Raw genomic sequence first — 23,131 nt, 5'->3', positions numbered from 1 at the left:
TATATTGTCTGGAAATCAAAGGCAACAACGCCTGTTATCATCTGGAGTGACGTACTGTGACTAATATTATTCGTCAATTTTTACGCCAGGAGGCGGCAGGGGGAATTATCCTGATTGTTGCCGCGGTCGTGGCGCTACTCATGGCTAATACTCCTTTGCAAGGAGTTTATCAGGCCTTCCTTAACTTGCCGGTGATGGTGAAAATCTCCTCGCTAGAGATTGCCAAACCCCTGTTGCTGTGGATTAACGATGGACTGATGGCCATCTTTTTCCTGGTGGTTGGCCTAGAGGTCAAACGCGAACTGATGCAAGGTTCATTGGCTGGGCGTGATAAGGCTATATTCCCAGCGATCGCCGCTCTTGGTGGCATGCTGGCACCGGCGCTGATTTATCTGCTATTCAACGGCGCTGATGAAGTTACGCGGCAAGGTTGGGCGATCCCAGCGGCAACTGACATTGCTTTTGCATTGGGTGTGATGGCATTACTGGGCAACCGCGTGCCGACCAGTTTAAAAGTATTCTTACTGGCGCTGGCGATTATTGATGATCTCGGTGTCATTATCATTATTGCGCTGTTCTATACCAATCAGGTATCAATGGTGGCGTTGGGCGTTGCAGCTGTTGCAATCGTCGCCTTAGCCATCATGAATTGGCGTGGGGTAGGCAAAACTTCCCTGTATATGATTGTCGGGCTGGTGCTCTGGGTGGCGGTCCTCAAGTCTGGTGTGCATGCCACGCTGGCTGGGGTTATTATCGGCTTTATGATACCGCTGAATGTCAAAAATGGGCCTTCGCCTTCCGAAACCCTGGAGCATGAGATGCACCCTTGGGTTGCGTTCCTGATCCTGCCACTGTTTGCCTTTGCCAATGCGGGGGTTTCCCTACAAGGCGTATCTATAAGCGGGTTGACTTCATTGCTGCCGTTAGGGATTGCGGCGGGATTACTGATCGGTAAGCCATTGGGGATTTTCGCTTTCAGTTGGATAGCAGTGAAACTGGGCATTGCGCGGTTGCCGGAAGGCATTGGCTTTAAACAAGTCTTTGCGGTTTCTGTGCTCTGTGGTATTGGTTTTACCATGTCGATTTTTATTGCCTCTTTGGCATTTGCCGATGCGGATGCGGCTCTCCTCACCTATTCCAAATTGGGGATATTATTGGGGTCGACAACCGCAGCACTGGTTGGCTACGCTTTGCTGCGCCAGTCACTGCCACACAGAAAATAATAGCCCCTGATTGGGTTTTCGGAGCAGCTCAGAGTGAAAGGCGAGCTGCTTCGTTAATTGGCTGGGTATGAAGGTAGATTTGTGGTTGTCTGAAATAAAAAGGGAACTTGTCGCTCATAACGGCAAACCGCTTGCCGATGAGAAACCTAAGGAGAGCAATTCGTGAGAATGTCGCACATCAACTTTAACCATCTGTATTACTTCTGGCAGGTTTGTAAGGCGGGATCGGTAGTTGGTGCCGCAGAAGCTCTATTCCTCACTCCGCAAACCATTACTGGCCAGATCAAAGCACTGGAAGAACGTCTCGACGGTAAGTTATTCAAGCGCCAAGGACGTGGGCTGGTCCCTTCTGAGCTGGGCCAGTTGGTCTTCCGCTATGCCGATAAAATGTTCATGCTTAGCCAGGAAATGCTGGATATCGTTAATTATCGTAAGGAATCCAACCTGTTGTTTGATGTTGGGGTGGCGGATGCGTTATCTAAACGGCTGGTCAGCCAGGTATTAGAAGCCGCAGTAGTAGTAGATAACGAACAAATTCACCTGCGCTGTTTTGAATCAACTCATGAGATGCTGCTCGAGCAACTAAGCCAGCATAAACTAGATATGATCCTTTCGGATTGCCCGGTCGATTCAAGCCAGCAAGAAGGTCTATTTTCGCTAAAACTGGGCGAGTGTGGGGTCAGTTTCTTCTGCCGACAACCGGTGCCGGAGCTGCCGTTTCCTGCTTGCTTGGAACAGCGCCGGTTACTTATCCCTGGCAGACGTTCCATGCTGGGGCGCAAGTTGCTCAATTGGTTCAATACGCAAGGGATACAAGTCGAAATACTGGGCGAGTTTGATGATGCGGCATTGATGAAGGCTTTTGGCCTGTATCACAATGCAATCTTTGTGGCACCGACGCTCTACGCCATTGATACTTATGCCAATGATGATGTGGTTGAGATAGGGCGTATCGACAGTGTTCAAGAAGAGTATTACATTATTTTTGCTGAAAGAATGATCCAGCATCCGGCTGTACAGCGGGTATGCAACAAGGATTTCTCAGCGCTGTTTGCACTTTAGGCATAAAAGTCTGCCAGCCACTCAGCAGCTTTTTTGATTTAAATTTACTACGGGAGAGTGCCGGTAGATAAATTTAATAAAAAAATTTTATTACTGAATGGAAAGTACCAGAACGGCATTGGCGGTAAAGTCACCGGTTGCTATCGTTTTGGCCGTAGGGTTTTTTACCGGGGCAACATAGAGACGATCGCTTCCTGTGCCATCAACTAACATAGTGTCAAAACTAGTCCAGGGTTTAACCGTTTTACCGCTGTGTTTCACCACGATGCCCAGATCGGGATTACTGGTCGCGATATAATTGCTGGAGAAGGTGCTGTTATCAGCGAGCATATTGATTTTTATCGGCAAGGTACGTGGGGTGTTGCAACGGTAAGTGAGTTGGATCTCCTGACCATAGCGGCTACCGTCCAGGGTAATATCTGTACTGCTTAGATCTCTAAAATCCACATCCCTTTTATCAGCCTGGATACTGCATTGTACAGGTACTGGAAGCGTTTGCCCTTTAAGAATGATGCGAAAAACTGGGAGTGGGTTTCGTGGAATTTCTGCCATCCCGCTGACATACATTGAGAGAAAAAAATTAGAGGCAACTACCTGGTCTCGTGGCATTATTACAGCGCCACCAATAACATCCTTACGGAGTCTTAAGGATAAGTATCCATTGAGTCCAAACCCCCACGGTTGAGTCCTGTGATGACCTTTAGGCATAGCGTAGGAGCCCATAAAAAACCAAGAATCCAATCTTCCGCCCGGTAAAATAAAAATCTTTATGTCAAGAAAGTCATTCAATTTTAGATAACCGGGATTGATATCGGAAACAGGAAGAAGGGAGTCTACTAAACCATAGATGGCGACAGCACTTTTACCTGTCTCATTATCATAGTACACGGCATAGCCACTGGGATCAACTTGCGATACGTAGTATGCCATCACGGTAGTTCCTGCTAGGTAGCTCGGGAAAGATATATTGCCCATCTCTACGATAAAATCATTTTCCCCAGGATTAGCCCACATGGTATTTGGCACATTGGCATAGGCGGTTTGCTTCCCAAGCAAAACAAGAAAAAGCAGTAAAGTTAATTTTATTTTATAACCTGATATTATCGCTGCCTTAATCGTATTCTCTTGCTGGAAGATATTCACCTTACACAAAGTTTTACCTTTATGGTTAAGAGCACTAAATATTTTATATCTATAGCTAGTCAAGATGAACTCCTTATCCCATTGATTTACATCGAGCGATGTGTGCGGAAAGGATAGCAAAAGCTAGAGTTATGATCAATAAACTCGATCGTTTTAAATTATTTTATATATTATAATAAAAGATAATTAATAAATGTTACTAACTGGTAACTGATATTATTAGTAATGCATTTAATGAGCTGTATATTTATTTTTAAGCTTTTTTGAAAGGTGAAATATATTATTAACAATACCGTTACTGGTTTTATTCTGTGCAATAGAATGTAAAAAACGGGAAGGTGGGGAAGTTTTTGCGTGAGTGCCGGACCAGTCTGTTATGTGAAGTCTTGAGTGAAGATTTTGCCTAACGAACGATCCTGCATCAGCGTGTGAGCAACAAGGATTTCATAACGTTTTTCACGCCTCAGGCGTAAAAAAACCGGCCTTGACCGGTTTTTTTAACAAGCAGCCAACGCAAGGCTTATTGCATTGCGTTGATACGTGCAGTCAGGTTTGACTTATGACGCGCTGCTTTGTTTTTATGGATCAGACCTTTTGCTGCCTGGCGATCCACAAGTGGTTGCATTACGAGAAATGCGCTTTCTGCTGCTGCTTTATCGCCAGATGCGATAGCTGCGTCTACCTTCTTGATGAAGGTACGCACCATTGAGCGACGGCTAGCGTTATGCTTGCGGCGTTTCTCAGACTGTATGGCGCGTTTCTTAGCTGATTTGATATTAGCCAAGGTCAAACTCCCAAAATATCTATTGAGGACAATTCAAAGGCCGAGGAATATGCCCTTTTAGCCTTCGTTTGTCAATGGATTTGTGCAAATAAGCGCCGTTTGTACGGGCGGCACTTGCTATGTTGTGATGGCGCAGGATTTTACCAGCTTCGGCTATGGGAATACAGTGTTTCGCAATAAAAATCGCGACACGTTGTGCATTATACTCCGCAAGCCCCTGCCAGGGGATCCCCCTGTCGTTTTTCAGGCTGCCGCCTAAGATCGGCCAGCTACAATATAGCACGCATTGATGTGGATTAACGGTGGTGAAGGTGATTTTGCTCCGGTATGGTATGGCTATTACGTCAAACAAAACAATCGCGGGTTAACCTTAACCGCTGTACAAGGTATAATCCGCCGATTTCCACCGTTTTGAGCCAGCTATGCAGCTAATTCGCGGCATCCATAACATCAGAGCACGCCACCATGGTTGTGTGCTCACCATCGGCAATTTTGACGGCGTACATCGTGGTCACAAGGTGCTGTTGGAGCAATTGAAACATGAGGGGCAACGCCTCGGTCTGCCGGTGATCGTCATGATCTTTGAGCCGCAGCCGTTGGAGCTGTTCGCCGCGGATAAGGCTCCAGCCCGCCTTACGCGCCTGCGTGACAAGGCTAAATATCTGGCGCAAACCGGGGTTGACTACCTGTTGTGCGTTAAATTCGATCCTCGTTTTGCCGCTAATACCGCACAGACGTTTGTCTCTGAGCTGTTGGTGGATAAACTGGGTGTGAAATTCCTGATGGTAGGTGATGACTTCCGTTTTGGTGCTGGCCGCACGGGGGATTACCCTCTGCTGCAGAAGGCCGGGGCGGAATATGGCTTTGAGGTGGTCAGTACACCTACTTTCCGTGAAGGCAACCAGCGCATCAGCAGCACCGCCATTCGTAATGCGTTGCGTGACGATGACCTGCCACTGGCTGAGAAGCTGCTTGGGCATCCTTACAGTATTTCAGGGCGCGTGGTGCATGGCGATGAGCTCGGGCGAACCATCGGTTTCCCGACGGCAAATCTGCCGCTTAAACGCCTGGTAGCCCCTGTCAGTGGGGTTTATGCCGTTGACGTTTATGGCCTGGGCGCTGAGCCTTTACCAGGCGTGGCCAATATCGGCACGCGTCCTACCGTGGCTGGCGTGCGCCAGCAACTGGAAGTGCATTTGCTGGATATCACAATAGATCTATATGGGCGCCATCTGGATGTGGTGCTCCGCGCGAAATTGCGCAATGAACAGCGTTTTGCTTCGCTCGATGCGCTGAAGCAACAAATCGCCAATGATGTGGTGACTGCCCGGAAGTTTTTTGGGCTACAGACACTGGCTTAATCTTACGAACCGAAACGAGATCGAGAATCTAATGAGTGACTACAAGAATACCCTGAACTTGCCGGAAACAGGGTTCCCGATGCGCGGCGATCTCGCCAAGCGCGAACCTGGCATGCTCAACCGTTGGAATGAACAGGGGCTGTACGGGATTATTCGGGCTGCCAAAAAGGGTAAGAAATCCTTCATTCTGCATGACGGCCCTCCGTATGCGAATGGCAGTCTGCATATTGGTCACTCGGTAAACAAGATCCTCAAAGATATTATTATCAAGTCTAAAGGAATGGCAGGTTTCGACTCGCCTTACGTTCCTGGCTGGGACTGCCACGGCTTGCCGATCGAACTCAAGGTTGAGCAGCTATATGGCAAACCGGGTGAGAAGCTGACGCCAGCAGAGTTCCGCAAGAAATGCCGTGAATATGCCGCTGAGCAGATAGAAGGCCAGAAAAAAGACTTTATCCGTATGGGGGTCCTTGGCGACTGGGAACACCCGTATCTGACCATGGACTTCAAAACCGAAGCTAACATTATCCGTGCACTCGGTAAGATCATCAGCAATGGTCATCTGTTGAAAGGTGCCAAGCCGGTGCACTGGTGTACGGACTGCGGTTCTTCCCTGGCGGAAGCGGAAGTTGAATATTACGATAAAACCTCGCCATCCATCGACGTGGCTTTCCATGCTGTCGATCCGGTGTCTGTAGCAGCCAAATTTGGTGCTAGCAGCGTCAATGGCGCAGTTTCTCTGGTGATCTGGACAACCACACCTTGGACGTTGCCAGCCAACCGTGCTATCTCGCTGAACCCGGAGTTTGTCTATCAACTGGTGCAGGTAGAAGGCCAATGCTTGATCCTGGCGGCTGAATTGGTTGAGAGCGTAATGAAGCGCGCGGGCATTCCCCACTGGGAAGTGTTGGGTAGCTGCAAAGGCAGCGATCTGGAACTGATGCGTTTCACCCACCCGTTCATGGGTTTTGACGTACCCGTTGTACTTGGCGAGCACGTCACGCTGGACGCCGGTACCGGCGCGGTTCATACCGCTCCAGGCCACGGGCCGGACGACTTTGTCATCGGCCAGAAATACGGTCTTGAAGTTGCCAACCCGGTTGGGCCAAACGGCTGCTATCTAACGGGCACTTATCCATCTCTGGACGGCAAGTTCGTGTTCAAGGCCAACGATATGATCGTTGAGCTGCTGCGTGAAAAAGGCGCATTGCTGCACGTTGAGAAATTGCAGCACAGTTATCCGTGCTGCTGGCGTCACAAAACGCCAATCATCTTCCGTGCTACGCCGCAGTGGTTCATCAGCATGGATCAGAATGGCTTACGCAAGCAGTCGCTGGAAGAGATCAAAGGCGTGCAGTGGATCCCGGAATGGGGCCAGGCGCGCATCGAAACGATGGTAGCAAACCGCCCGGACTGGTGTATCTCCCGTCAGCGTACTTGGGGCGTGCCTATGTCGCTGTTTGTCCACAAAGATACCGAGCAGCTTCATCCGCGCAGCGTAGAGCTGATGGAAGAAGTGGCCAAGCGTGTCGAGCAAGACGGGATCCAGGCATGGTGGGATCTGGACGCTGCCGAGATCCTCGGTGTAGATGCGGCTGATTATGTCAAAGTGCCAGATACGCTGGATGTATGGTTTGACTCCGGGTCAACGCATTCATCGGTGGTGGATGTGCGCCCAGAATTCAATGGGCACGGCGCCGACATGTATCTGGAAGGTTCCGACCAACACCGTGGCTGGTTCATGTCATCGTTGATGATTTCAACGGCTATGAAAGGGAAAGCCCCTTATAAAGAAGTGCTGACTCATGGCTTTACCGTTGATGGTCAGGGCCGCAAAATGTCCAAATCCATTGGCAACACCATCAGTCCACAGGACGTGATGAACAAGTTGGGAGGGGATATCCTGCGTCTGTGGGTCGCTTCTACCGATTATACCGGTGAGATCGCGGTTTCCGACGAGATCCTCAAGCGTGCGGCCGATTCCTATCGCCGTATCCGTAATACCGCGCGCTTCCTGCTGGCTAACCTGAATGGGTTTGATCCAAGCACCGACTGTGTGGCGGCGGATGAGATGGTGACACTGGATCGTTGGGCTGTAGGTCGCGCCTTGGCGGCACAACAGGACATTGAGCAAGCCTATGCCAACTATGATTTCCATGAAGTGGTACAGCGCCTGATGCAGTTCTGCTCGGTGGAAATGGGCTCCTTCTATCTGGATATCATTAAAGATCGCCAATACACCGCGAAGAGCGATAGCGTAGCCCGCCGTAGCTGCCAGACAGCTCTGTTCCACATTGCAGAAGCGCTGGTCCGCTGGATGGCACCGATCATGTCGTTTACCGCTGATGAAATCTGGGGCTTCCTGCCGGGTAAGCGTGCACAGTTCGTGTTTACCGAAGAGTGGTACGATGGCCTGTTCGATCTGGCTGACGGCGAAGGCATGAATGATACTTTCTGGGCCGAGATGCTGAAAGTTCGCGGCGAAGTGAACAAGGTGCTGGAGCAGGCTCGTGCAGATAAGCGCATTGGCGGTTCCTTGGAGGCCGCGGTAACACTGTATGCCGACGGCGACTTGGCCGAGAGCCTGAACAGCCTGCAGGATGAACTGCGTTTTGTCTTATTGACCTCGGCAGCCAGCGTAGCACCGCTTGCGGATGCTCCAGCGGATGCACAGCAAAGTGAACTGATGAAAGGGCTGAAAATTGCGTTCAGTACCGCTGCTGGTGAGAAATGCCCGCGTTGCTGGCATTACACCACCGACATTGGCCAGGTGGCAGAACATGCAGATCTCTGTGGCCGTTGTGTCACTAACGTAGCCGGCGACGGCGAAAAACGTAACTTTGCCTGAGAACAAGCGCCTGATGAGTAGACCGATAAGTTCGACCGGCTTGCGCTGGCTGTGGTTGGTAGTTGTGGTGCTGGTGCTGGATCTGGCCAGTAAACAGTGGATCCTGAATAACTTCGTGCTGGGCCAGAGCCAGCCGCTGTTCCCGTCATTCAATCTGTACTATGCACGTAACTACGGTGCAGCGTTCAGTTTCCTGGCGGATCACGATGGTTGGCAGCGGTGGTTCTTTGCCGGCATCGCCATTGCTATCGTGGTGGCGTTGTTGGTGATGATGTATCGCAGCAGTGCCCAGCAGAAGCTGAACAACATTGCCTATGCCTTTATTATCGGTGGAGCCCTCGGTAACCTGTTTGATCGCTTATGGCATGGTTTTGTGGTCGACTTCATCGACTTTTACATCGGAAACTGGCATTACCCGACCTTCAATCTTGCCGACAGCTTTATTTGCGTCGGTGCAGCGATGATCATACTGGAAGGGTTCTTGCCAGCGAAGAAAAGTGTCAAGAGCGAAGGTAAGTGATATGACGGCTCAGGTTAACAACAATAGTACATTGCTGGCGCATTTTACGCTGAAACTGGCTGATGGAACGACCGCCGAATCAACTCATGCTAGCGGCAAGCCGGCGTTGTTCCGTTTGGGTGATGGTAGCCTGTCTGCGCCGCTCGAGCAGCAGTTGCTCGGGCTGCGGGCAGGGGATAAATGTACCTTTACTCTGCAGCCATCAGCGGCGTTTGGTACCGAGAATCCTGATTTGGTCCAGTTCTTCTCGCGCCGTGACTTTACCGAAACGGGGGTGCCGGAAGTTGGCACCATCATGCTGTTTACGGCAATGGATGGTAGCGAGATGCCTGGTATGGTGCGTGAAGTGGCAGACGACTCTATCACCGTTGATTTCAACCATCCGCTGGCAGGGCATGCGGTGACGTTTGATATCGAAGTGTTGGAGATCGACCCTCATCAGGAGGCAAAGCATGCAGATATTGCTGGCTAACCCACGAGGTTTTTGCGCGGGAGTGGATCGTGCTATCAGCATTGTGGAACGGGCGCTGGAGATTTATGGAGCGCCTATTTACGTACGCCACGAAGTGGTACACAACCGCTATGTGGTAGATAGCCTGCGAAAACGTGGCGCGGTCTTTATCGAAGAGATCGCGGAAGTGCCGGATGGTTCGATCCTGATCTTCTCTGCGCACGGTGTTTCACAAGCCGTTCGGGCTGAAGCCAAAGCGCGCGATCTTACCATGCTGTTTGATGCTACCTGTCCGTTAGTGACCAAGGTACATATGGAAGTGGCGCGTGCCAGCCGTAAAGGAACCGAAGCGATCCTTATTGGCCATGCCGGGCATCCAGAAGTGGAAGGAACCATGGGCCAGTACAGCAACCCTAAAGGGGGCATGTACTTGGTAGAGTCACCAGAGGATGTCTTGAAGCTGCAGGTAAAGAATGAGCATAACTTGTGCTTTATGACGCAGACCACGCTGTCAGTGGATGATACCTCCGATGTGATCGACGCACTGCGCAAGCGTTTCCCGGATATTATCGGGCCGCGTAAAGACGATATTTGTTATGCCACCACCAACAGACAGGAAGCCGTTCGTAGTCTGGCGGGCGATGCCGATGTAGTGCTAGTTGTGGGTTCCAAAAACTCCTCAAACTCCAACCGTCTGGCAGAACTGGCGCAGCGTGTAGGCAAACCGGCTTACCTGATCGATTCTGCGGCAGATATTCAGGAAGTCTGGTTGAAAGACGCTAACAACATTGGTGTGACAGCAGGAGCATCTGCCCCAGATGTGCTGGTTCAGGATGTAATCAGTCGTTTGTTGGCGTTAGGTTGCAAAGACGTTCACGAAATCAGTGGTCGCGAAGAAAATATCGTATTTGAAGTCCCGAAAGAGCTACGGGTAGATATCAAGCAGATCGACTGATAGCCGGATGGGATTAAACAACGGGGAGCCTAGGCTCCCCGTTTTGCATTTACAGAAATAGAAAGAACAAAATTCAGACTGCTGACAAACCCCGTTATTAGGGAGAGCGTGCCGATGGGGTCGTAACGGCGTAAGCCGTCGGAGCGCCCCTCGGTGCGCTAGGCCCGGGTATCTCGGGTCAGAAGGCGACTTTGTCATCAACCTCAAATTGAGTTTTTGCGCGCATTCATGTGAATGCATAAGTAGTGCATGATTATGCAGGAAGGCGCCCCCATTTTCAGCGGAATATTGTTAATCAATTGACAGCGTTGCTGATGAAATGTCACTAATATCATAATTTTCTAATCCGCAATGAAATCCTCTGGTAGTGATTAGGTGAGGAAGTTACTCTGCACCAATAGCCGAGGATTGGCTTCTGACCAATAAGAGAGATAAGCATGACAGATTCACAGATCCGCATTGCAATTGCGGGGGCCGGTGGCCGTATGGGGCGCCAACTCATCCAGGCCGTGCAGCAGGCGCAAGGTGTGGTATTGGGGGCAGCACTAGAGCGCCCAGGCTCAAGCTTGGTGGGTACCGAGGCTGGGGAACTGGCCGGTGTTGGTGCGCTGGGGATAACCGTCAGCGATAGCCTGGATAACGTGGCCAGTGATTTCGATATCCTGATCGATTTCACCCGTCCTGAGGGCACTTTAGCCCATCTGGCATTCTGCGTGGCACATAAGAAAGGCATGATCATTGGCACCACCGGTTTTGACGATGCGGGTAAAGCGACGATCCAGGCTGCGGCACAACAGATTGGTATCGTATTTGCTGCCAACTTTAGCGTTGGTGTTAACGTAGTGCTCAAACTGCTAGAAAAAGCCGCCAAGGTCATGGGCGATTATACCGATATCGAAATTATCGAAGCACATCACCGCCACAAGGTTGATGCCCCTTCTGGCACGGCTCTGGCTATGGGCGAAGCGATTGCTGGTGCGTTAGGCCGTGATTTAAAAGAGTGCGGGGTTTACCAACGTGTAGGTTACACCGGTGAGCGCGATCCTAAGAGTATCGGTTTTGCCACCATCCGCGCAGGGGATATTGTGGGTGAACATACCGCTATGTTTGCAGATATTGGCGAGCGAGTGGAAATTACTCACAAAGCATCGAGCCGTATGACTTTTGCCAATGGCGCGGTACGTGCCGCTGTCTGGATGTCAAAGCAGCAAAAAGGGCTGTTTGATATGCGAGATGTGCTTGGTTTAGAACAGTTATAGTGATCTTGATGCCAATATGATGTGGTGAAATTGGTCATAATACTATGATAATAGGGTGATAATTTTATTACCCTTTTTTTTAACCATGAAAATATTGGTTACGAATTGATATTTTGCTGAGTACTGCGTTTTTTATGGTTACCTCTCTATTTTTCCTATCTGAAAGCTATTTTTTGTTTGAGGTCGGCCGATTTTAGCTGTTTTAAGCATTTTTTTCTGTCATTGTGCCTCGCAACCGTTTACCAAGCCAAGTTTCTATATGTTTTTATGGCTGTGAAGCCAGTTTGAACCTAAGGGCGGCAAAATTGTGATAAAAAATTGTGCTTTGTGTAGACAAACGTAGCACTCATCATTAAAATGCGCCCAATTTGCCAAAAATTAGCCTTGAGGGCGGTTTTTGCATTGATTTAGATCGCGATTTCTGAATTAATATGCAAATATTGTGATTTATTATTCCTCGGAGGGTGTTTTGAATAAGTCAGCGCTATTGGTTCTGGAAGACGGAACCCAATTCCACGGTCGGGCCATTGGGGCGCAAGGTACGGCAGTGGGGGAAGTGGTCTTCAATACGTCGATGACCGGCTATCAAGAAATCCTCACTGATCCTTCCTACTCCCGCCAGATCGTTACTCTTACTTATCCCCATATTGGCAATGTCGGCACCAATGCTTCCGACGAAGAATCCTCCGCTGTTCATGCTCAAGGCCTTGTCATCCGCGATCTTCCTCTGATTGCCAGCAACTACCGCAACGAAGAAGGGCTATCGGAATACCTCAAGCGCAATAACATTGTGGCGATTGCCGATATCGATACCCGCAAATTGACGCGTCTATTGCGTGAGAAAGGTGCACAAAATGGCTGCATCATTGCGGGTGATGTGACCGATGCCGAACTGGCGCTGCAAAAAGCGCGAGCGTTCCCCGGCCTGAAAGGGATGGATCTGGCCAAAGAGGTCACCACCAAAGAAGCCTACACTTGGCAACAGGGGAGTTGGACTCTGGAAGGCGACTTACCTCAGGCTAAAACTGCAGGCGAATTGCCCTACCATGTGGTGGCTTACGATTTCGGTGCGAAGCGCAATATCCTGCGTATGCTGGTGGATCGTGGTTGCCGTCTGACCGTCGTGCCTGCACAAACCTCTGCGGAAGAGGTTTTGAAAATGGCCCCGGACGGTATCTTCCTCTCCAATGGCCCTGGCGATCCGGAGCCCTGTGACTACGCAATTACCGCTATCAAACAGTTCCTGGCAACGGATATTCCGGTATTCGGTATCTGCCTGGGCCACCAACTGCTGGCACTGGCCAGTGGTGCGAAAACCATGAAAATGAAGCTTGGTCACCACGGCGGTAACCATCCGGTAAAAGATCTGGATAACAATACCGTGATGATCACCGCGCAAAACCATGGTTTTGCTGTGGATGAACATGCTCTGCCAGCTCATCTGCGGGTGACGCATAAATCCCTGTTTGACCACACGGTGCAAGGGATACATCGCACGGATAAAGCGGCGTTCAGCTTCCAGGGGCATCCTGAAGCCAGCCCAGGTCCGCACGATGCCGCGCCGTTGTTCGATCACTTTATCGAACTGATTGAGACTTACCGTACCAACGCCAAATAATCAGCATCAGGAGCCATTTTAGCCATGCCAAAACGTACAGATATAAAAAGCATCCTGATCCTCGGTGCTGGCCCGATTGTCATCGGCCAGGCGTGTGAGTTCGACTACTCTGGTGCCCAGGCGTGTAAAGCGCTGCGTGAAGAAGGGTATCGCGTTATTCTGGTCAACTCTAACCCAGCAACCATTATGACCGACCCTGAAATGGCTGATGCAACTTATATCGAGCCTATTCACTGGGAAGTGGTACGCAAGATTATTGAAAAAGAGCGCCCCGATGCGGTGTTACCGACCATGGGCGGGCAGACAGCCCTGAACTGTGCGCTTGAGTTGGAGCGCCAGGGGGTACTGGCAGAATTTGGTGTAACGATGATCGGCGCAACCGCCGATGCCATCGACAAAGCTGAAGATCGCCGCCGTTTCGACATTGCCATGAAGAAGATCGGCTTGGATACGGCGCGTTCCGGTATTGCCCATAATATGGAAGAGGCGTTGGCGGTGGCTGCTGATGTCGGCTTCCCGTGCATTATTCGCCCTTCATTTACCATGGGTGGAACCGGCGGAGGGATTGCCTATAACCGCGAAGAGTTCGAAGAGATTTGTGAGCGTGGTCTGGACCTGTCGCCGACCAAAGAGTTGCTGATTGACGAATCGCTGATCGGTTGGAAAGAGTACGAGATGGAAGTGGTGCGCGATAAGAATGATAACTGCATCATTGTCTGCTCCATCGAAAACTTTGACGCGATGGGCATCCACACCGGTGACTCGATTACCGTTGCACCCGCACAGACGTTGACTGACAAAGAATACCAAATCATGCGTAATGCCTCGATGGCGGTGCTGCGTGAGATCGGCGTTGAAACCGGCGGTTCCAACGTGCAGTTCTCGGTGAATCCGAAAAACGGTCGTTTGATCGTCATCGAAATGAACCCACGTGTATCCCGTTCTTCGGCACTGGCATCGAAAGCGACCGGTTTCCCGATTGCTAAAATCGCTGCCAAACTGGCGGTGGGTTACACCCTCGATGAACTGATGAACGACATTACCGGTGGCCGTACACCAGCCTCGTTTGAGCCCTCTATCGACTACGTTGTGACCAAAATTCCTCGTTTTAACTTCGAGAAATTTGTCGGTGCCAATGACCGTTTGACCACACAGATGAAATCTGTCGGCGAAGTGATGGCTATTGGCCGCACCCAGCAGGAATCTTTGCAGAAAGCGCTACGTGGCCTGGAAGTTGGTGCTACCGGTTTCGATCCGAAAGTGAGTCTGGACGATCCTGAAGCGCTGACCAAGATCCGCCGCGAACTGAAAGATGCCGGTTCAGATCGTATCTGGTATATCGCCGATGCTTTCCGCGCCGGTATGTCTGTTGATGGGGTTTTCAATCTAACCAACGTGGACCGCTGGTTCTTGGTGCAGATCGAAGAATTGGTACGCCTGGAAGAGCAGGTTGCCGAAAAGGGCATCAATGGTCTGAATGAAGATTTCCTGCGGACATTAAAACGCAAAGGCTTTGCCGATGCCCGCTTGGCCAAACTGGCTGGCGTTTCGGAAAACGAAGTCCGCAAGTTGCGTCACAGCTTCAACATGCACCCGGTTTATAAGCGAGTGGACACCTGTGCGGCTGAGTTTGCTACCGATACCGCCTACATGTACTCCACCTATGAAGAAGAGTGCGAATCCAACCCGACCAACGATCGTCCGAAAGTGATGGTACTCGGCGGTGGGCCAAACCGTATCGGACAGGGTATCGAATTCGATTACTGCTGTGTGCACGCTTCTTTGGCCCTGCGTGAAGACGGCTACGAGACCATTATGGTCAACTGTAACCCGGAAACCGTTTCTACCGATTACGACACGTCAGATCGCCTCTACTTTGAACCAGTTACGCTGGAAGACGTGCTTGAAATCGTCCGTATCGAGAAACCGCAAGGCGTGATCGTGCAATACGGCGGGCAAACCCCGCTGAAGCTGGCACGTGAGCTGGAAGCGGCCGGTGTACCGATTATCGGTACCAGCCCAGATGCCATTGACCGTGCGGAAGACCGTGAGCGGTTCCAGCAGGCGGTCAATCGCCTGGGTCTGAAACAGCCTGCCAACGCCACCGTGGCAACCATCGAACAGGCAGTAGAGAAGGCTGCGGGAATCGGTTATCCGTTGGTGGTACGCCCATCATACGTACTGGGTGGCCGTGCGATGGAGATCGTTAATGACGAAATCGACCTGCGCCGCTACTTCCAGAATGCGGTCAGCGTGTCGAATGATGCCCCGGTACTGCTGGATCGCTTCCTTGATGACGCAATTGAAGTGGATGTGGATGCAATCTGTGACGGCGAGCGCGTGCTGATCGGCGGCATTATGGAGCACATCGAACAGGCCGGCGTACACTCCGGTGACTCCGCATGTTCGCTGCCTGCTTACACCCTGAGTAAAGAGATCCAGGACGTGATGCGTCAGCAGGTTGAAAAACTGGCTTTCGAGCTGCAGGTACGTGGTTTGATGAACGTGCAGTTTGCGGTGAAAAACAACGAAGTTTACCTGATTGAAGTGAACCCGCGTGCAGCACGTACCGTGCCGTTTGTCTCCAAGGCTACCGGTGTGCCGCTGGCGAAAGTGGCTGCGCGAGTCATGGCGGGTAAATCGCTGACTGAGCAGGGAGTGACCGAAGAGGTTATCCCTCCTTATTATTCGGTGAAAGAAGTGGTACTGCCTTTCAACAAGTTCCCGGGCGTTGACCCTATTCTCGGGCCAGAAATGCGTTCGACCGGCGAAGTGATGGGGGTTGGCCACACCTTTGCTGAAGCTTTCTCCAAAGCGATGCTGGGCAGTAACTCAGGGATGAAGAAACAGGGACGTGCGCTGCTTTCGGTGCGTGAAGGCGATAAGGCCCGCGTGGTGGATTTAGCCGCCAGCCTGCTCAAGCAGGGCTTTGAGCTGGATGCGACGCACGGTACCGCTGTAGTGCTTGGCGAAGCAGGGATTAACCCGCGTCTGGTCAACAAGGTGCATGAAGGGCGTCCACACATTCAGGATCGTATCAAGAATGGTGAATACACTTACATCGTCAATACCACCGCAGGCCGTCAGGCAATTGAGGACTCCAAGCTGATCCGCCGCAGTGCACTGCAGTATAAAGTGCATTACGACACCACGATGAACGGCGGCTTTGCCACCGCAATGGCGTTGAGAGCGGATCCTACCGAGCAGGTAACTTCAGTACAGGAGTTGCACGCGCGCATCGGTAAGTAAACTGAATAACCCGCCTTGGTCTCGGCTAGGGCGGGTGTTCGAATAAATCTGCCACAAAATCTCTTCCCTCTCTGTGCTACCTCTCGGTACCATTCATCTGTCAATTTGTCTATGACCGATAAAATTTTCGGCTATCAATCCCTGTTTAAAATGTCATTCTGTGCCATTGGTCTATGTTTTAAAAATGATATGAAACGGTAAGCCTCCATGATCCTGATTATTTACGCTCATCCTTATCCCCGTCACTCTCATGCAAACCAGCGACTCTTACAGGCAGTAAAAGATATTCCAGGAGTGGAGATCCGTGTTCTGTATGAGCTGTATCCAGATTTCGATATCGATATTAAAGCCGAACAGCGTGCGCTTGAACGTGCCGATATGATCGTGCTGCAACATCCGATGCAGTGGTATAGCTTGCCGCCGCTGCTGAAACTGTGGATCGACAAAGTGTTGGAGCACGGTTGGGCTTATGGCCACGAGGGTAATGCCCTGATGGGGAAAGACTGCCTATGGGCGGTGACCAGCGGTGGCGATGAACAGCATTTTGCATTGGGGGATTCCCCCAGCTTCGCGGTACTTGCCCAACCTCTTCAGGCCACGGCTATCTATTGCGGCATGAACTGGCAGCCGTATTTTGCGGTGCATGGCACCTTTACCTGTAATGAACCGGCGCTGATAGCCGCTGGAGAAGCTTATCGCCATCGGCTGATGCAGTACCTTATGCAACACCGTGAGCAAATCGCAGAGCAAGGATCCGCACATGGATAATCACGGGATGATGATTGAGGGGCTAATCTATCTGGGAGCCGCTGGTTTATTGGTGCCGATAGCCGTGCGGCTGGGGTTGGGCTCAGTGCTGGGGTATCTGATCGCAGGTTGTATTATTGGCCCCTGGGGGTTGAAACTGGTGTCTAACGCCGAATCTATCCTGGCCTTTGCCGAGATAGGCGTCGTACTGATGCTGTTTATCATCGGCCTTGAACTGGATCCCAAGAGGCTGTGGACACTACGGTCTTCGGTGTTTGGCGGCGGCTGTATCCAGATGGTGGGTTGTGGCCTGGTATTGAGTGTATTTTGCTATTTCCTGGGGCTGGATTGGAAAATTGCCTTACTGATTGGCCTGACTCTGGCCCTTTCTTCCACCGCTATTGCCATGCAGGCGATGAGTGAGCGTAACCTGATGCCTTCGCCGATAGGCCGCAGTGCGTTTGCGGTGCTGCTATTTCAGGATATTGCAGCGATCCCGCTGGTGGCGATGATCCCGCTATTGTCAAACAGCGGTGCCGCAACGACGCTGGGCGCTTTTGTGCTCTCGGCCACCAAGGTCGTTGGCGCGCTGGCAGTGGTGATACTGCTGTGGCGTTACGTTACCCGACCTTTGCTGCATTTTGTCGCCCGCTCCGGAATGCGCGAAGTATTTAGCGCCGTGGCACTGTTTCTGGTATTTGGTTTCGGTATTCTGCTGGAAATGGCCGGTCTTTCAATGGCGATGGGGGCATTTCTTGCTGGCGTGCTGTTGGCCAGCTCTGAGTACCGCCATGCGCTGGAAAGTGATATCCAGCCGTTTAAAGGCCTGCTGCTCGGTCTGTTCTTTATTGGCGTTGGTATGTCGATCGACTTCGGCACCTTGTTTCGCCATCCATTGTTGATCGCTTCGCTGCTGTTCGGTTTTATGTTACTAAAAGCGCTGCTGTTGTGGCTGATTGCACCAATGCTTGGTGTACCAAAGCGCCAACGCGGGCTGTTTGCCATTTTGCTGGGGCAGGGTAGTGAGTTTGCGTTTGTGATTTTTGGCGCTGCGCAGATAGCTGGCGTTCTACCTCTTGAGTGGGCCAAATCGCTGACGCTGGCGGTAGCACTTTCGATGGCCGCCACTCCGCTGTTATTGGTCGCCTCCACTTTGCTGGCCAAGAAAACCCCGCAAGACGATCGCCCTGCAGATGTTATCGACGAAGAGAATGCTAGCGTGATCATCGCTGGATTTGGCCGTTTCGGCCAAATCGCAGGCCGTATGTTGTTGGCGAATGGTGTGCGTACTGTGGTGCTGGACCATGATCCCGACCATATCGAAACGCTGCGCAAATTCGGCACTAAAGTGTTTTATGGCGATGCAACCCGCGCCGACCTGCTGGAAGCCGCAGGCGCAGAGCATGCCAAGATACTGATTAACGCCATTGATGATGTTGAAGCTAACCTGCAATTGACAGAGTTGGTCAAACGCCACTTCCCGCATCTAAAAGTGGTGGCGCGAGCCCGCGATGTGGGCCACTGGTATCAATTACGGCGCTTGGGAGTGGATAAACCGGCGCGCGAAACCTTTGAAAGTTCTCTGCTGATTGGGCGAGAAACCCTTGAATTACTCGGGCTGGACGCCTATGAAGCTCGGGAAAAAGCAGATACCTTCCGCCGCTATAACCTGAAGATGCTGGAAGAGACGTTGGAGAACTACGAGGATACCGAATTCCGTATTGCCAGCCTGCAACGGTCAAAAGATATGCTGGTAGAAGCTATTGAACAGGATCAGCAACGTCTGTCCCGTGTGCAGCAAACCGGCTGGCGAGGCAGTATTGACGGTAAAGCGCCAGAAGAAGAAGTGGTAGAAGCGAAGGGGGAAAGTTTGCGGTAAAAGAGAGAACTGGGTAAGGGAAGTCGCTTGCCCAGTACTTTACCTGTTCTTAACTCAGTGCCACCTTAACACCCAGCGCAATAAGCATGCCACCCAGCAGCTTGTCGACCACCGTTTGTGTTTTTTCCAACCCCCGACGAACCGGGCCACTTTGGATCAAAAACACCACAATGGGCCACCAAACTGCGGCAAGACCAAAAATAATTCCCGCATACCATAGCTTTTCACCGAAACCCGAATTGATTTGCAGTATCTGAGTGAATACGGCAAGGAAGAACAGGGTGGCTTTCGGGTTGAGTAGATTACACAGGTACCCCTGCATAAATGCATTTTTCAGACTGACATATTGTTGGGGCTGCTCGCTAACGTTGATGTTACCACCACCGCGTGATAACAAAGCATGCAGTCCAATCCAGATCAGGTAAACCGCACCAGCGTATTTCAGCATGTTGAACAGCCATGGTGTGGTGGTGATCACCACGGCCAAGCCAGCAACACAGTAGGACATATGGGTCGCAACACCGCAGATCACACCGAATGCCGTCATCATTGCTGCCAGACGTTGATAGCGAGCCGCATTTTTGATTACCAGGAAAAAATCGGGCCCTGGGGAGAGCATCCCCAGAGTAGCAATACTAGCGACAAGGAGTGTGGTTTCAAGCATAAGCGGAGTCTCTGAGGAAAAGGTTTTATCTCACCGATAATAAAGCTACTCCCCCTGATACGCATCAACCTATTGCTGTAATCTTTGGTTATATGATGAACATCTATTAGGGAAAGCGGTTGAGTCACATGAATCAGGAATTAACCATAGAAATACCGGGAGTAAGCCGGCAACAGCGGGAAATTACCCGTCTGTGCATTCAGTGTGCGCTGCTGCTGCTGCAACACGGCGCTGAAAGCATGATCGTGGAACAATTATCCACCCGTTTAGGACTGGCGCTGGGCATGGATTGTGTTGAAAGCTCTATCTCCGCCAACGCAGTGGTGCTGACCACCATCAGTAATGATGCTTGCTTGACCACGACGCGGAAGAACATCGATCGTGGGATTAACATGCAAATGGTGACTGAGGTTCAGCACATTGTGATCCTCGCCGAACACCATTTGGCTGATGCGCACGATGTGGCTCGGCGCTTTGAAAAGCTTCGTCCACTACGTTATCCCCGCTGGCTGGTCGTTTTGATGGTTGGGTTGTCTTGTGGTTGCTTCAGCATGCTCAACGGCGGCGGTATGGATGCTTTTGCCGTAACGTTTATGGCGAGTGGATGTGCGATGTTTGTTCGCCAGGTGTTGACTGCGCACCATATGAATCCACTGATTAATTTTTGTCTGACAGCATTTGTAGCAACATCGATTTCTGGCCTGCTGCTGCGATTAACGATATTCAGCCAGACCTCAAGTGTTTCAATGGCGGCCAGCGTTTTGTTGCTGGTGCCGGGGTTCCCGCTAATTAATGCGGTGGCTGATATGTTTAAAGGCCATGTGAATACCGGGTTGGCCCGTTGGGCCATGGCCAGTCTGTTGACGCTGGCAACCTGTATCGGCGTGGTGATGGCCATGTCTTTATGGGGTTTACGGGGGTGGTCATGAGTCTGCTGTGGGCGCTTTTGCAGGACATGCTACTAGCCGCTGTGCCGGCGTTGGGATTTGCTATGGTATTCAATGTGCCAATGCGTGCGCTGCGTTACTGTGCCTTGCTTGGTGCTTTGGGGCATGGTTCACGTATGCTGATGATGCATTTCGGCATGAATATCGAGTGGGCCTCTTTTCTGGCTGCGATCTTGATCGGGGTTATCGGGATTAACTGGTCGCGTTGGTTGCTCGCACATCCAAAGGTCTTCACCGTTGCCGCCGTTATTCCCATGTTTCCTGGTATCTCGGCGTATACCGCGATGATCAGTGTGGTGGAGATTTCGCATCTTGGTTACAGCGAGGCGCTGATGTCGCTAATGATCTCTAACTTCCTTAAAGCCTGTTTTATCGTGGGAGCTTTGTCGATCGGCCTGTCGGTACCGGGATTGTGGCTGTATCGCAAACGCCCGGGTGTTTAACCGGTGTTCCGCTCAATCAGGTAACATCGGCTAAGGATTTGGCTGCATACCCATGCAACTTGAAAGGCGACGGTATAGTATTTATCAGAATAAGACCCGTCTTATATATTCACATAGCTCGATTAGCCTATCGACGGTTGCTGGGGCTTTACGTATAGTGTGAGCAATTTTTCTGCCTACACAGGGTTAAATAATGATTATCAGCCTGATTGCTGCTTTGGCGGCGGATCGCGTCATTGGTATGGAGAATGCCATGCCGTGGCACCTGCCGGCAGATTTAGCGTGGTTTAAACGTAATACTTTGAATAAACCGGTAATTATGGGGCGTAAGACATTTGAGTCAATTGGCCGTCCGTTACCGAACCGTCATAATATCGTTTTAAGCAGTAGCCCAGACACTGATCCAGGTGTGACTTGGGTAACCTCACTGGAAGAGGCGTTGGCAGCAGTTGGCGATGCAGAAGAGGTCATGGTGATGGGCGGAGGGCGGGTGTATAACCAGTTCCTGCCACGGGCCAACCGGCTGTATCTGACGCATATTGATGCTGAAGTAGGTGGGGACACTTATTTCCCAGATTATGAACCCGATGAATGGGAAACCTCGTTTAGCGAATTCCATGACGCTGACGCATTGAATTCCCACAGCTATTGCTTTGAAATTTTAGAACGCCGCTAAGGCGGCTAACAGAAATGAGCATCTGTTGCAGTCTGAACAGATGCTCATGGTGTTTTTGGCTAAAACGCAGTCTGCGACTCGGTTCCGTCAAACATATCGCGGTGGTTGGAAGGTTGGGTAAAGTACTGTTTGTCTTCCCAGCGTAACATGGTCAGATCTCCCCCCCAGCAGCAGCCCGTGTCCAGGCCGATGATGCCTGCCGGTGTTCCTTTGCCTTCCAATGACGCCCAATGACCGAAAACGATGGTAAATTCTGGGTCAACCAAGCGTGGTAAATCAAACCAGGGTTTTAACGGCGCCGAAGCCTCTCCTGGCGCATCTTTACAGATCATGTCTAGTTGCCCATTAGGGAAGCAGTAACGCATGCGGGTCAATGCATTGGTGCTAAAACGCAGGCGTGATAGACCACTCAGCTCCGAAGACCAATTGTTTGGCATATCACCGTACATTGAATCCAGAAACAGCGGATAGCTGTCACTGCTGAGTACCGCTTCCACTTCACGAGCACACATTTGCGCGGTTTCAATATCCCACTGCGGGGTAATGCCAGCATGGCCCATGATCAGCTTGCGCTCATTATCAACCTGCAACACGGGTTGCCGCCGCAACCAATTGACCAGTTCATCGCCGTCTGGGGCTTCCAGAAGCGGCGTGATCCGGTCCTTGGGTTTGTTACGGCTGATACCGGCATATACAGCCAGTAAATGCAGGTCATGATTACCCAGCACCATTCGTACCGCAGTGCCAAGTGAACGGACATAACGTAACACCTTGAGGGAGTCCGGACCGCGAGCGACCAAATCGCCAGTTAGCCATAGTTGGTCATGCAGTGGGTCGAAATTAACCTGCGCTAATAGCGACTGGAGTTCATCGAAACAGCCATGAACGTCGCCGATAAGATATGTCGACATATTAGTGGATCAACGTAGGAATGGCTAAGCGGAACACAGGAATAGCGGTACGGAATGGCTGACCTTGGTGATCAACCATTTCGTAATGGCCTTCCATGGTACCCAGCGGTGTTTCGAGCACCGCACCGCTGGTATATTGAAATTCGCTGCCGGGCCTGATGATCGGTTGTTCACCAATCACACCTTCGCCCTGAACCTCGGTCTGGCGACCATTACTGTTGGTAATTAACCAGTAACGGCCCAGCAGTTGCACGTCAAAACGCCCCAGATTACGGATTGTTACGGTATACGCGAAAACGTAACGCTCTTCCTCAGGTATTGATTGTGTTTCTACATAGATGCTTTGAACCTGAATACGGACACGAGGCGAATCAATCATGATCACTACTCC

At 51.1% G+C, this 23,131-nt stretch carries 20 protein-coding genes; 15 read left to right on the top strand and 5 right to left on the bottom strand.

All coding sequences use genetic code 11. The features are described from left to right. Window positions 1-56: 56 nt before the first annotated feature. Together nhaA and nhaR are read left to right on the top strand one after the other, a co-directional pair. Window positions 57-1,223: a Na+/H+ antiporter NhaA gene (gene nhaA / locus SAQUA_RS19775; protein ID WP_380678791.1), complete on the top strand. Its 1,167-nt coding sequence runs from the start codon at window positions 57-59 to the stop codon at window positions 1,221-1,223. A 162-nt stretch (window positions 1,224-1,385) separates the two neighbouring features. Beyond that, window positions 1,386-2,285 (top strand): transcriptional activator NhaR, encoded by a 900-nt coding sequence (nhaR, locus tag SAQUA_RS19770; protein ID WP_380678789.1) that lies wholly within the window; start codon window positions 1,386-1,388, stop codon window positions 2,283-2,285. Window positions 2,286-2,375: 90 nt separating this feature from the next. Here nhaR and SAQUA_RS19765 read toward each other — a convergent pair whose 3' ends face one another. Next, a complete protein-coding gene (locus SAQUA_RS19765) occupies window positions 2,376-3,491 on the bottom strand; it encodes a fimbrial protein (protein ID WP_380678787.1) in 1,116 nt (371 codons plus the stop codon). A 457-nt stretch (window positions 3,492-3,948) separates the two neighbouring features. After that, a complete protein-coding gene (gene rpsT / locus SAQUA_RS19760; RefSeq protein WP_380678785.1) occupies window positions 3,949-4,212 on the bottom strand; it encodes a 30S ribosomal protein S20 in 264 nt (87 codons plus the stop codon). 422 nt (window positions 4,213-4,634) lie between these two features. On the opposite strand from rpsT, the gene ribF reads away from it, so the two are divergent. The 10 genes from ribF to kefC all read left to right on the top strand — a co-directional run bounded on the left by ribF (window position 4,635) and on the right by kefC (window position 19,099). Continuing rightward, the gene (ribF, locus tag SAQUA_RS19755) at window positions 4,635-5,573 is read left to right on the top strand and encodes a bifunctional riboflavin kinase/FAD synthetase (RefSeq protein ID WP_380678783.1); all 939 of its coding nucleotides are present in this window, start codon (window positions 4,635-4,637) and stop codon (window positions 5,571-5,573) included. 31 nt (window positions 5,574-5,604) lie between these two features. Next, on the top strand, window positions 5,605-8,421 hold the full coding sequence (gene ileS / locus SAQUA_RS19750; RefSeq protein ID WP_380678781.1) for an isoleucine--tRNA ligase: 2,817 nt from the start codon (window positions 5,605-5,607) through the stop codon (window positions 8,419-8,421). 13 nt (window positions 8,422-8,434) lie between these two features. Further along, window positions 8,435-8,941, top strand: coding sequence for a signal peptidase II (lspA, locus tag SAQUA_RS19745; RefSeq protein WP_380678779.1), 507 nt, complete (start codon window positions 8,435-8,437; stop codon window positions 8,939-8,941). Window position 8,942: 1 nt separating this feature from the next. Then, window positions 8,943-9,413, top strand: a complete 471-nt coding sequence (fkpB, locus tag SAQUA_RS19740; RefSeq protein WP_380678777.1) for an FKBP-type peptidyl-prolyl cis-trans isomerase — start codon at window positions 8,943-8,945, stop codon at window positions 9,411-9,413. After that, entirely contained in the window at window positions 9,394-10,347 is a 954-nt protein-coding gene (ispH, locus tag SAQUA_RS19735) for a 4-hydroxy-3-methylbut-2-enyl diphosphate reductase (RefSeq protein WP_380678775.1), read from the top strand. The genes fkpB and ispH overlap by 20 nt, the downstream gene beginning before the upstream one ends. Before the next feature lie 437 nt (window positions 10,348-10,784). Continuing rightward, window positions 10,785-11,606, top strand: coding sequence for a 4-hydroxy-tetrahydrodipicolinate reductase (gene dapB, locus SAQUA_RS19730; RefSeq protein WP_380678773.1), 822 nt, complete (start codon window positions 10,785-10,787; stop codon window positions 11,604-11,606). A 469-nt stretch (window positions 11,607-12,075) separates the two neighbouring features. Further along, a complete protein-coding gene (gene carA / locus SAQUA_RS19725) occupies window positions 12,076-13,224 on the top strand; it encodes a glutamine-hydrolyzing carbamoyl-phosphate synthase small subunit (protein WP_380678771.1) in 1,149 nt (382 codons plus the stop codon). A gap of 24 nt (window positions 13,225-13,248) precedes the next feature. Then, complete coding sequence (gene carB, locus SAQUA_RS19720; protein ID WP_380678769.1) at window positions 13,249-16,473, top strand: carbamoyl-phosphate synthase large subunit; 3,225 nt, start codon at window positions 13,249-13,251, stop codon at window positions 16,471-16,473. A 207-nt stretch (window positions 16,474-16,680) separates the two neighbouring features. Next, window positions 16,681-17,241 carry a glutathione-regulated potassium-efflux system oxidoreductase KefF gene (gene kefF / locus SAQUA_RS19715; RefSeq protein ID WP_380678767.1) on the top strand — a complete coding sequence of 187 codons (561 nt, stop codon included), beginning with the start codon at window positions 16,681-16,683 and terminating at the stop codon, window positions 17,239-17,241. Then, window positions 17,234-19,099 carry a glutathione-regulated potassium-efflux system protein KefC gene (kefC, locus tag SAQUA_RS19710; protein WP_380678765.1) on the top strand — a complete coding sequence of 622 codons (1,866 nt, stop codon included), beginning with the start codon at window positions 17,234-17,236 and terminating at the stop codon, window positions 19,097-19,099. Before kefF ends, kefC begins: the two co-directional genes overlap by 8 nt. Window positions 19,100-19,148: 49 nt before the next feature. On the opposite strand, the gene SAQUA_RS19705 is transcribed toward kefC, so the two are convergent. Continuing rightward, window positions 19,149-19,763 (bottom strand): LysE family translocator, encoded by a 615-nt coding sequence (locus tag SAQUA_RS19705; protein ID WP_380678763.1) that lies wholly within the window; start codon window positions 19,761-19,763, stop codon window positions 19,149-19,151. A 128-nt stretch (window positions 19,764-19,891) separates the two neighbouring features. Between SAQUA_RS19705 and SAQUA_RS19700 the strand changes: the two genes are divergently transcribed. The 3 genes from SAQUA_RS19700 (at window position 19,892) to folA (ending at window position 21,829) form a co-directional block, all read left to right on the top strand. Further along, the gene (locus tag SAQUA_RS19700) at window positions 19,892-20,692 is read left to right on the top strand and encodes a threonine/serine exporter ThrE family protein (RefSeq protein ID WP_380678761.1); all 801 of its coding nucleotides are present in this window, start codon (window positions 19,892-19,894) and stop codon (window positions 20,690-20,692) included. Further along, window positions 20,689-21,153 carry a threonine/serine exporter gene (locus tag SAQUA_RS19695; RefSeq protein WP_380678759.1) on the top strand — a complete coding sequence of 155 codons (465 nt, stop codon included), beginning with the start codon at window positions 20,689-20,691 and terminating at the stop codon, window positions 21,151-21,153. Before SAQUA_RS19700 ends, SAQUA_RS19695 begins: the two co-directional genes overlap by 4 nt. Before the next feature lie 196 nt (window positions 21,154-21,349). Then, entirely contained in the window at window positions 21,350-21,829 is a 480-nt protein-coding gene (folA, locus tag SAQUA_RS19690; protein ID WP_380678829.1) for a type 3 dihydrofolate reductase, read from the top strand. Window positions 21,830-21,888: 59 nt separating this feature from the next. Here folA and apaH read toward each other — a convergent pair whose 3' ends face one another. Both apaH and apaG read right to left on the bottom strand, forming a co-directional pair. Then, window positions 21,889-22,740, bottom strand: coding sequence for a bis(5'-nucleosyl)-tetraphosphatase (symmetrical) ApaH (gene apaH, locus SAQUA_RS19685; RefSeq protein ID WP_380678757.1), 852 nt, complete (start codon window positions 22,738-22,740; stop codon window positions 21,889-21,891). Window position 22,741: 1 nt separating this feature from the next. Further along, window positions 22,742-23,119: a Co2+/Mg2+ efflux protein ApaG gene (apaG, locus tag SAQUA_RS19680; RefSeq protein WP_380678755.1), complete on the bottom strand. Its 378-nt coding sequence runs from the start codon at window positions 23,117-23,119 to the stop codon at window positions 22,742-22,744. Window positions 23,120-23,131: the final 12 nt, after the last annotated feature.

The sequence above is a fragment of the Serratia aquatilis genome (genome assembly GCF_044865145.1).
Lineage (GTDB): Bacteria > Pseudomonadota > Gammaproteobacteria > Enterobacterales > Enterobacteriaceae > Chania > Chania aquatilis.
The sequence above is the reverse complement of the archived record's forward strand: the minus strand, read 5'-3'. Positions and strand labels throughout refer to the sequence as shown.

Excerpts from the sequence above, each read along its gene's own strand:
- SAQUA_RS19695 (WP_380678759.1), top strand. The coding sequence starts at position 20,689 with ATGAGTCTGCTGTGGGCGCTTTTGCAGGACATGCTACTAGCCGCTGTG.
- apaH (WP_380678757.1), bottom strand. The coding sequence starts at position 22,740 with ATGTCGACATATCTTATCGGCGACGTTCATGGCTGTTTCGATGAACTC.
- apaG (WP_380678755.1), bottom strand. The coding sequence starts at position 23,119 with ATGATTGATTCGCCTCGTGTCCGTATTCAGGTTCAAAGCATCTATGTA.
- carB (WP_380678769.1), top strand. The coding sequence starts at position 13,249 with ATGCCAAAACGTACAGATATAAAAAGCATCCTGATCCTCGGTGCTGGC.
- dapB (WP_380678773.1), top strand. The coding sequence starts at position 10,785 with ATGACAGATTCACAGATCCGCATTGCAATTGCGGGGGCCGGTGGCCGT.
- ileS (WP_380678781.1), top strand. The coding sequence starts at position 5,605 with ATGAGTGACTACAAGAATACCCTGAACTTGCCGGAAACAGGGTTCCCG.
- SAQUA_RS19700 (WP_380678761.1), top strand. The coding sequence starts at position 19,892 with ATGAATCAGGAATTAACCATAGAAATACCGGGAGTAAGCCGGCAACAG.
- kefF (WP_380678767.1), top strand. The coding sequence starts at position 16,681 with ATGATCCTGATTATTTACGCTCATCCTTATCCCCGTCACTCTCATGCA.
- SAQUA_RS19705 (WP_380678763.1), bottom strand. The coding sequence starts at position 19,763 with ATGCTTGAAACCACACTCCTTGTCGCTAGTATTGCTACTCTGGGGATG.
- ribF (WP_380678783.1), top strand. The coding sequence starts at position 4,635 with ATGCAGCTAATTCGCGGCATCCATAACATCAGAGCACGCCACCATGGT.
- kefC (WP_380678765.1), top strand. The coding sequence starts at position 17,234 with ATGGATAATCACGGGATGATGATTGAGGGGCTAATCTATCTGGGAGCC.
- ispH (WP_380678775.1), top strand. The coding sequence starts at position 9,394 with ATGCAGATATTGCTGGCTAACCCACGAGGTTTTTGCGCGGGAGTGGAT.
- fkpB (WP_380678777.1), top strand. The coding sequence starts at position 8,943 with ATGACGGCTCAGGTTAACAACAATAGTACATTGCTGGCGCATTTTACG.
- lspA (WP_380678779.1), top strand. The coding sequence starts at position 8,435 with ATGAGTAGACCGATAAGTTCGACCGGCTTGCGCTGGCTGTGGTTGGTA.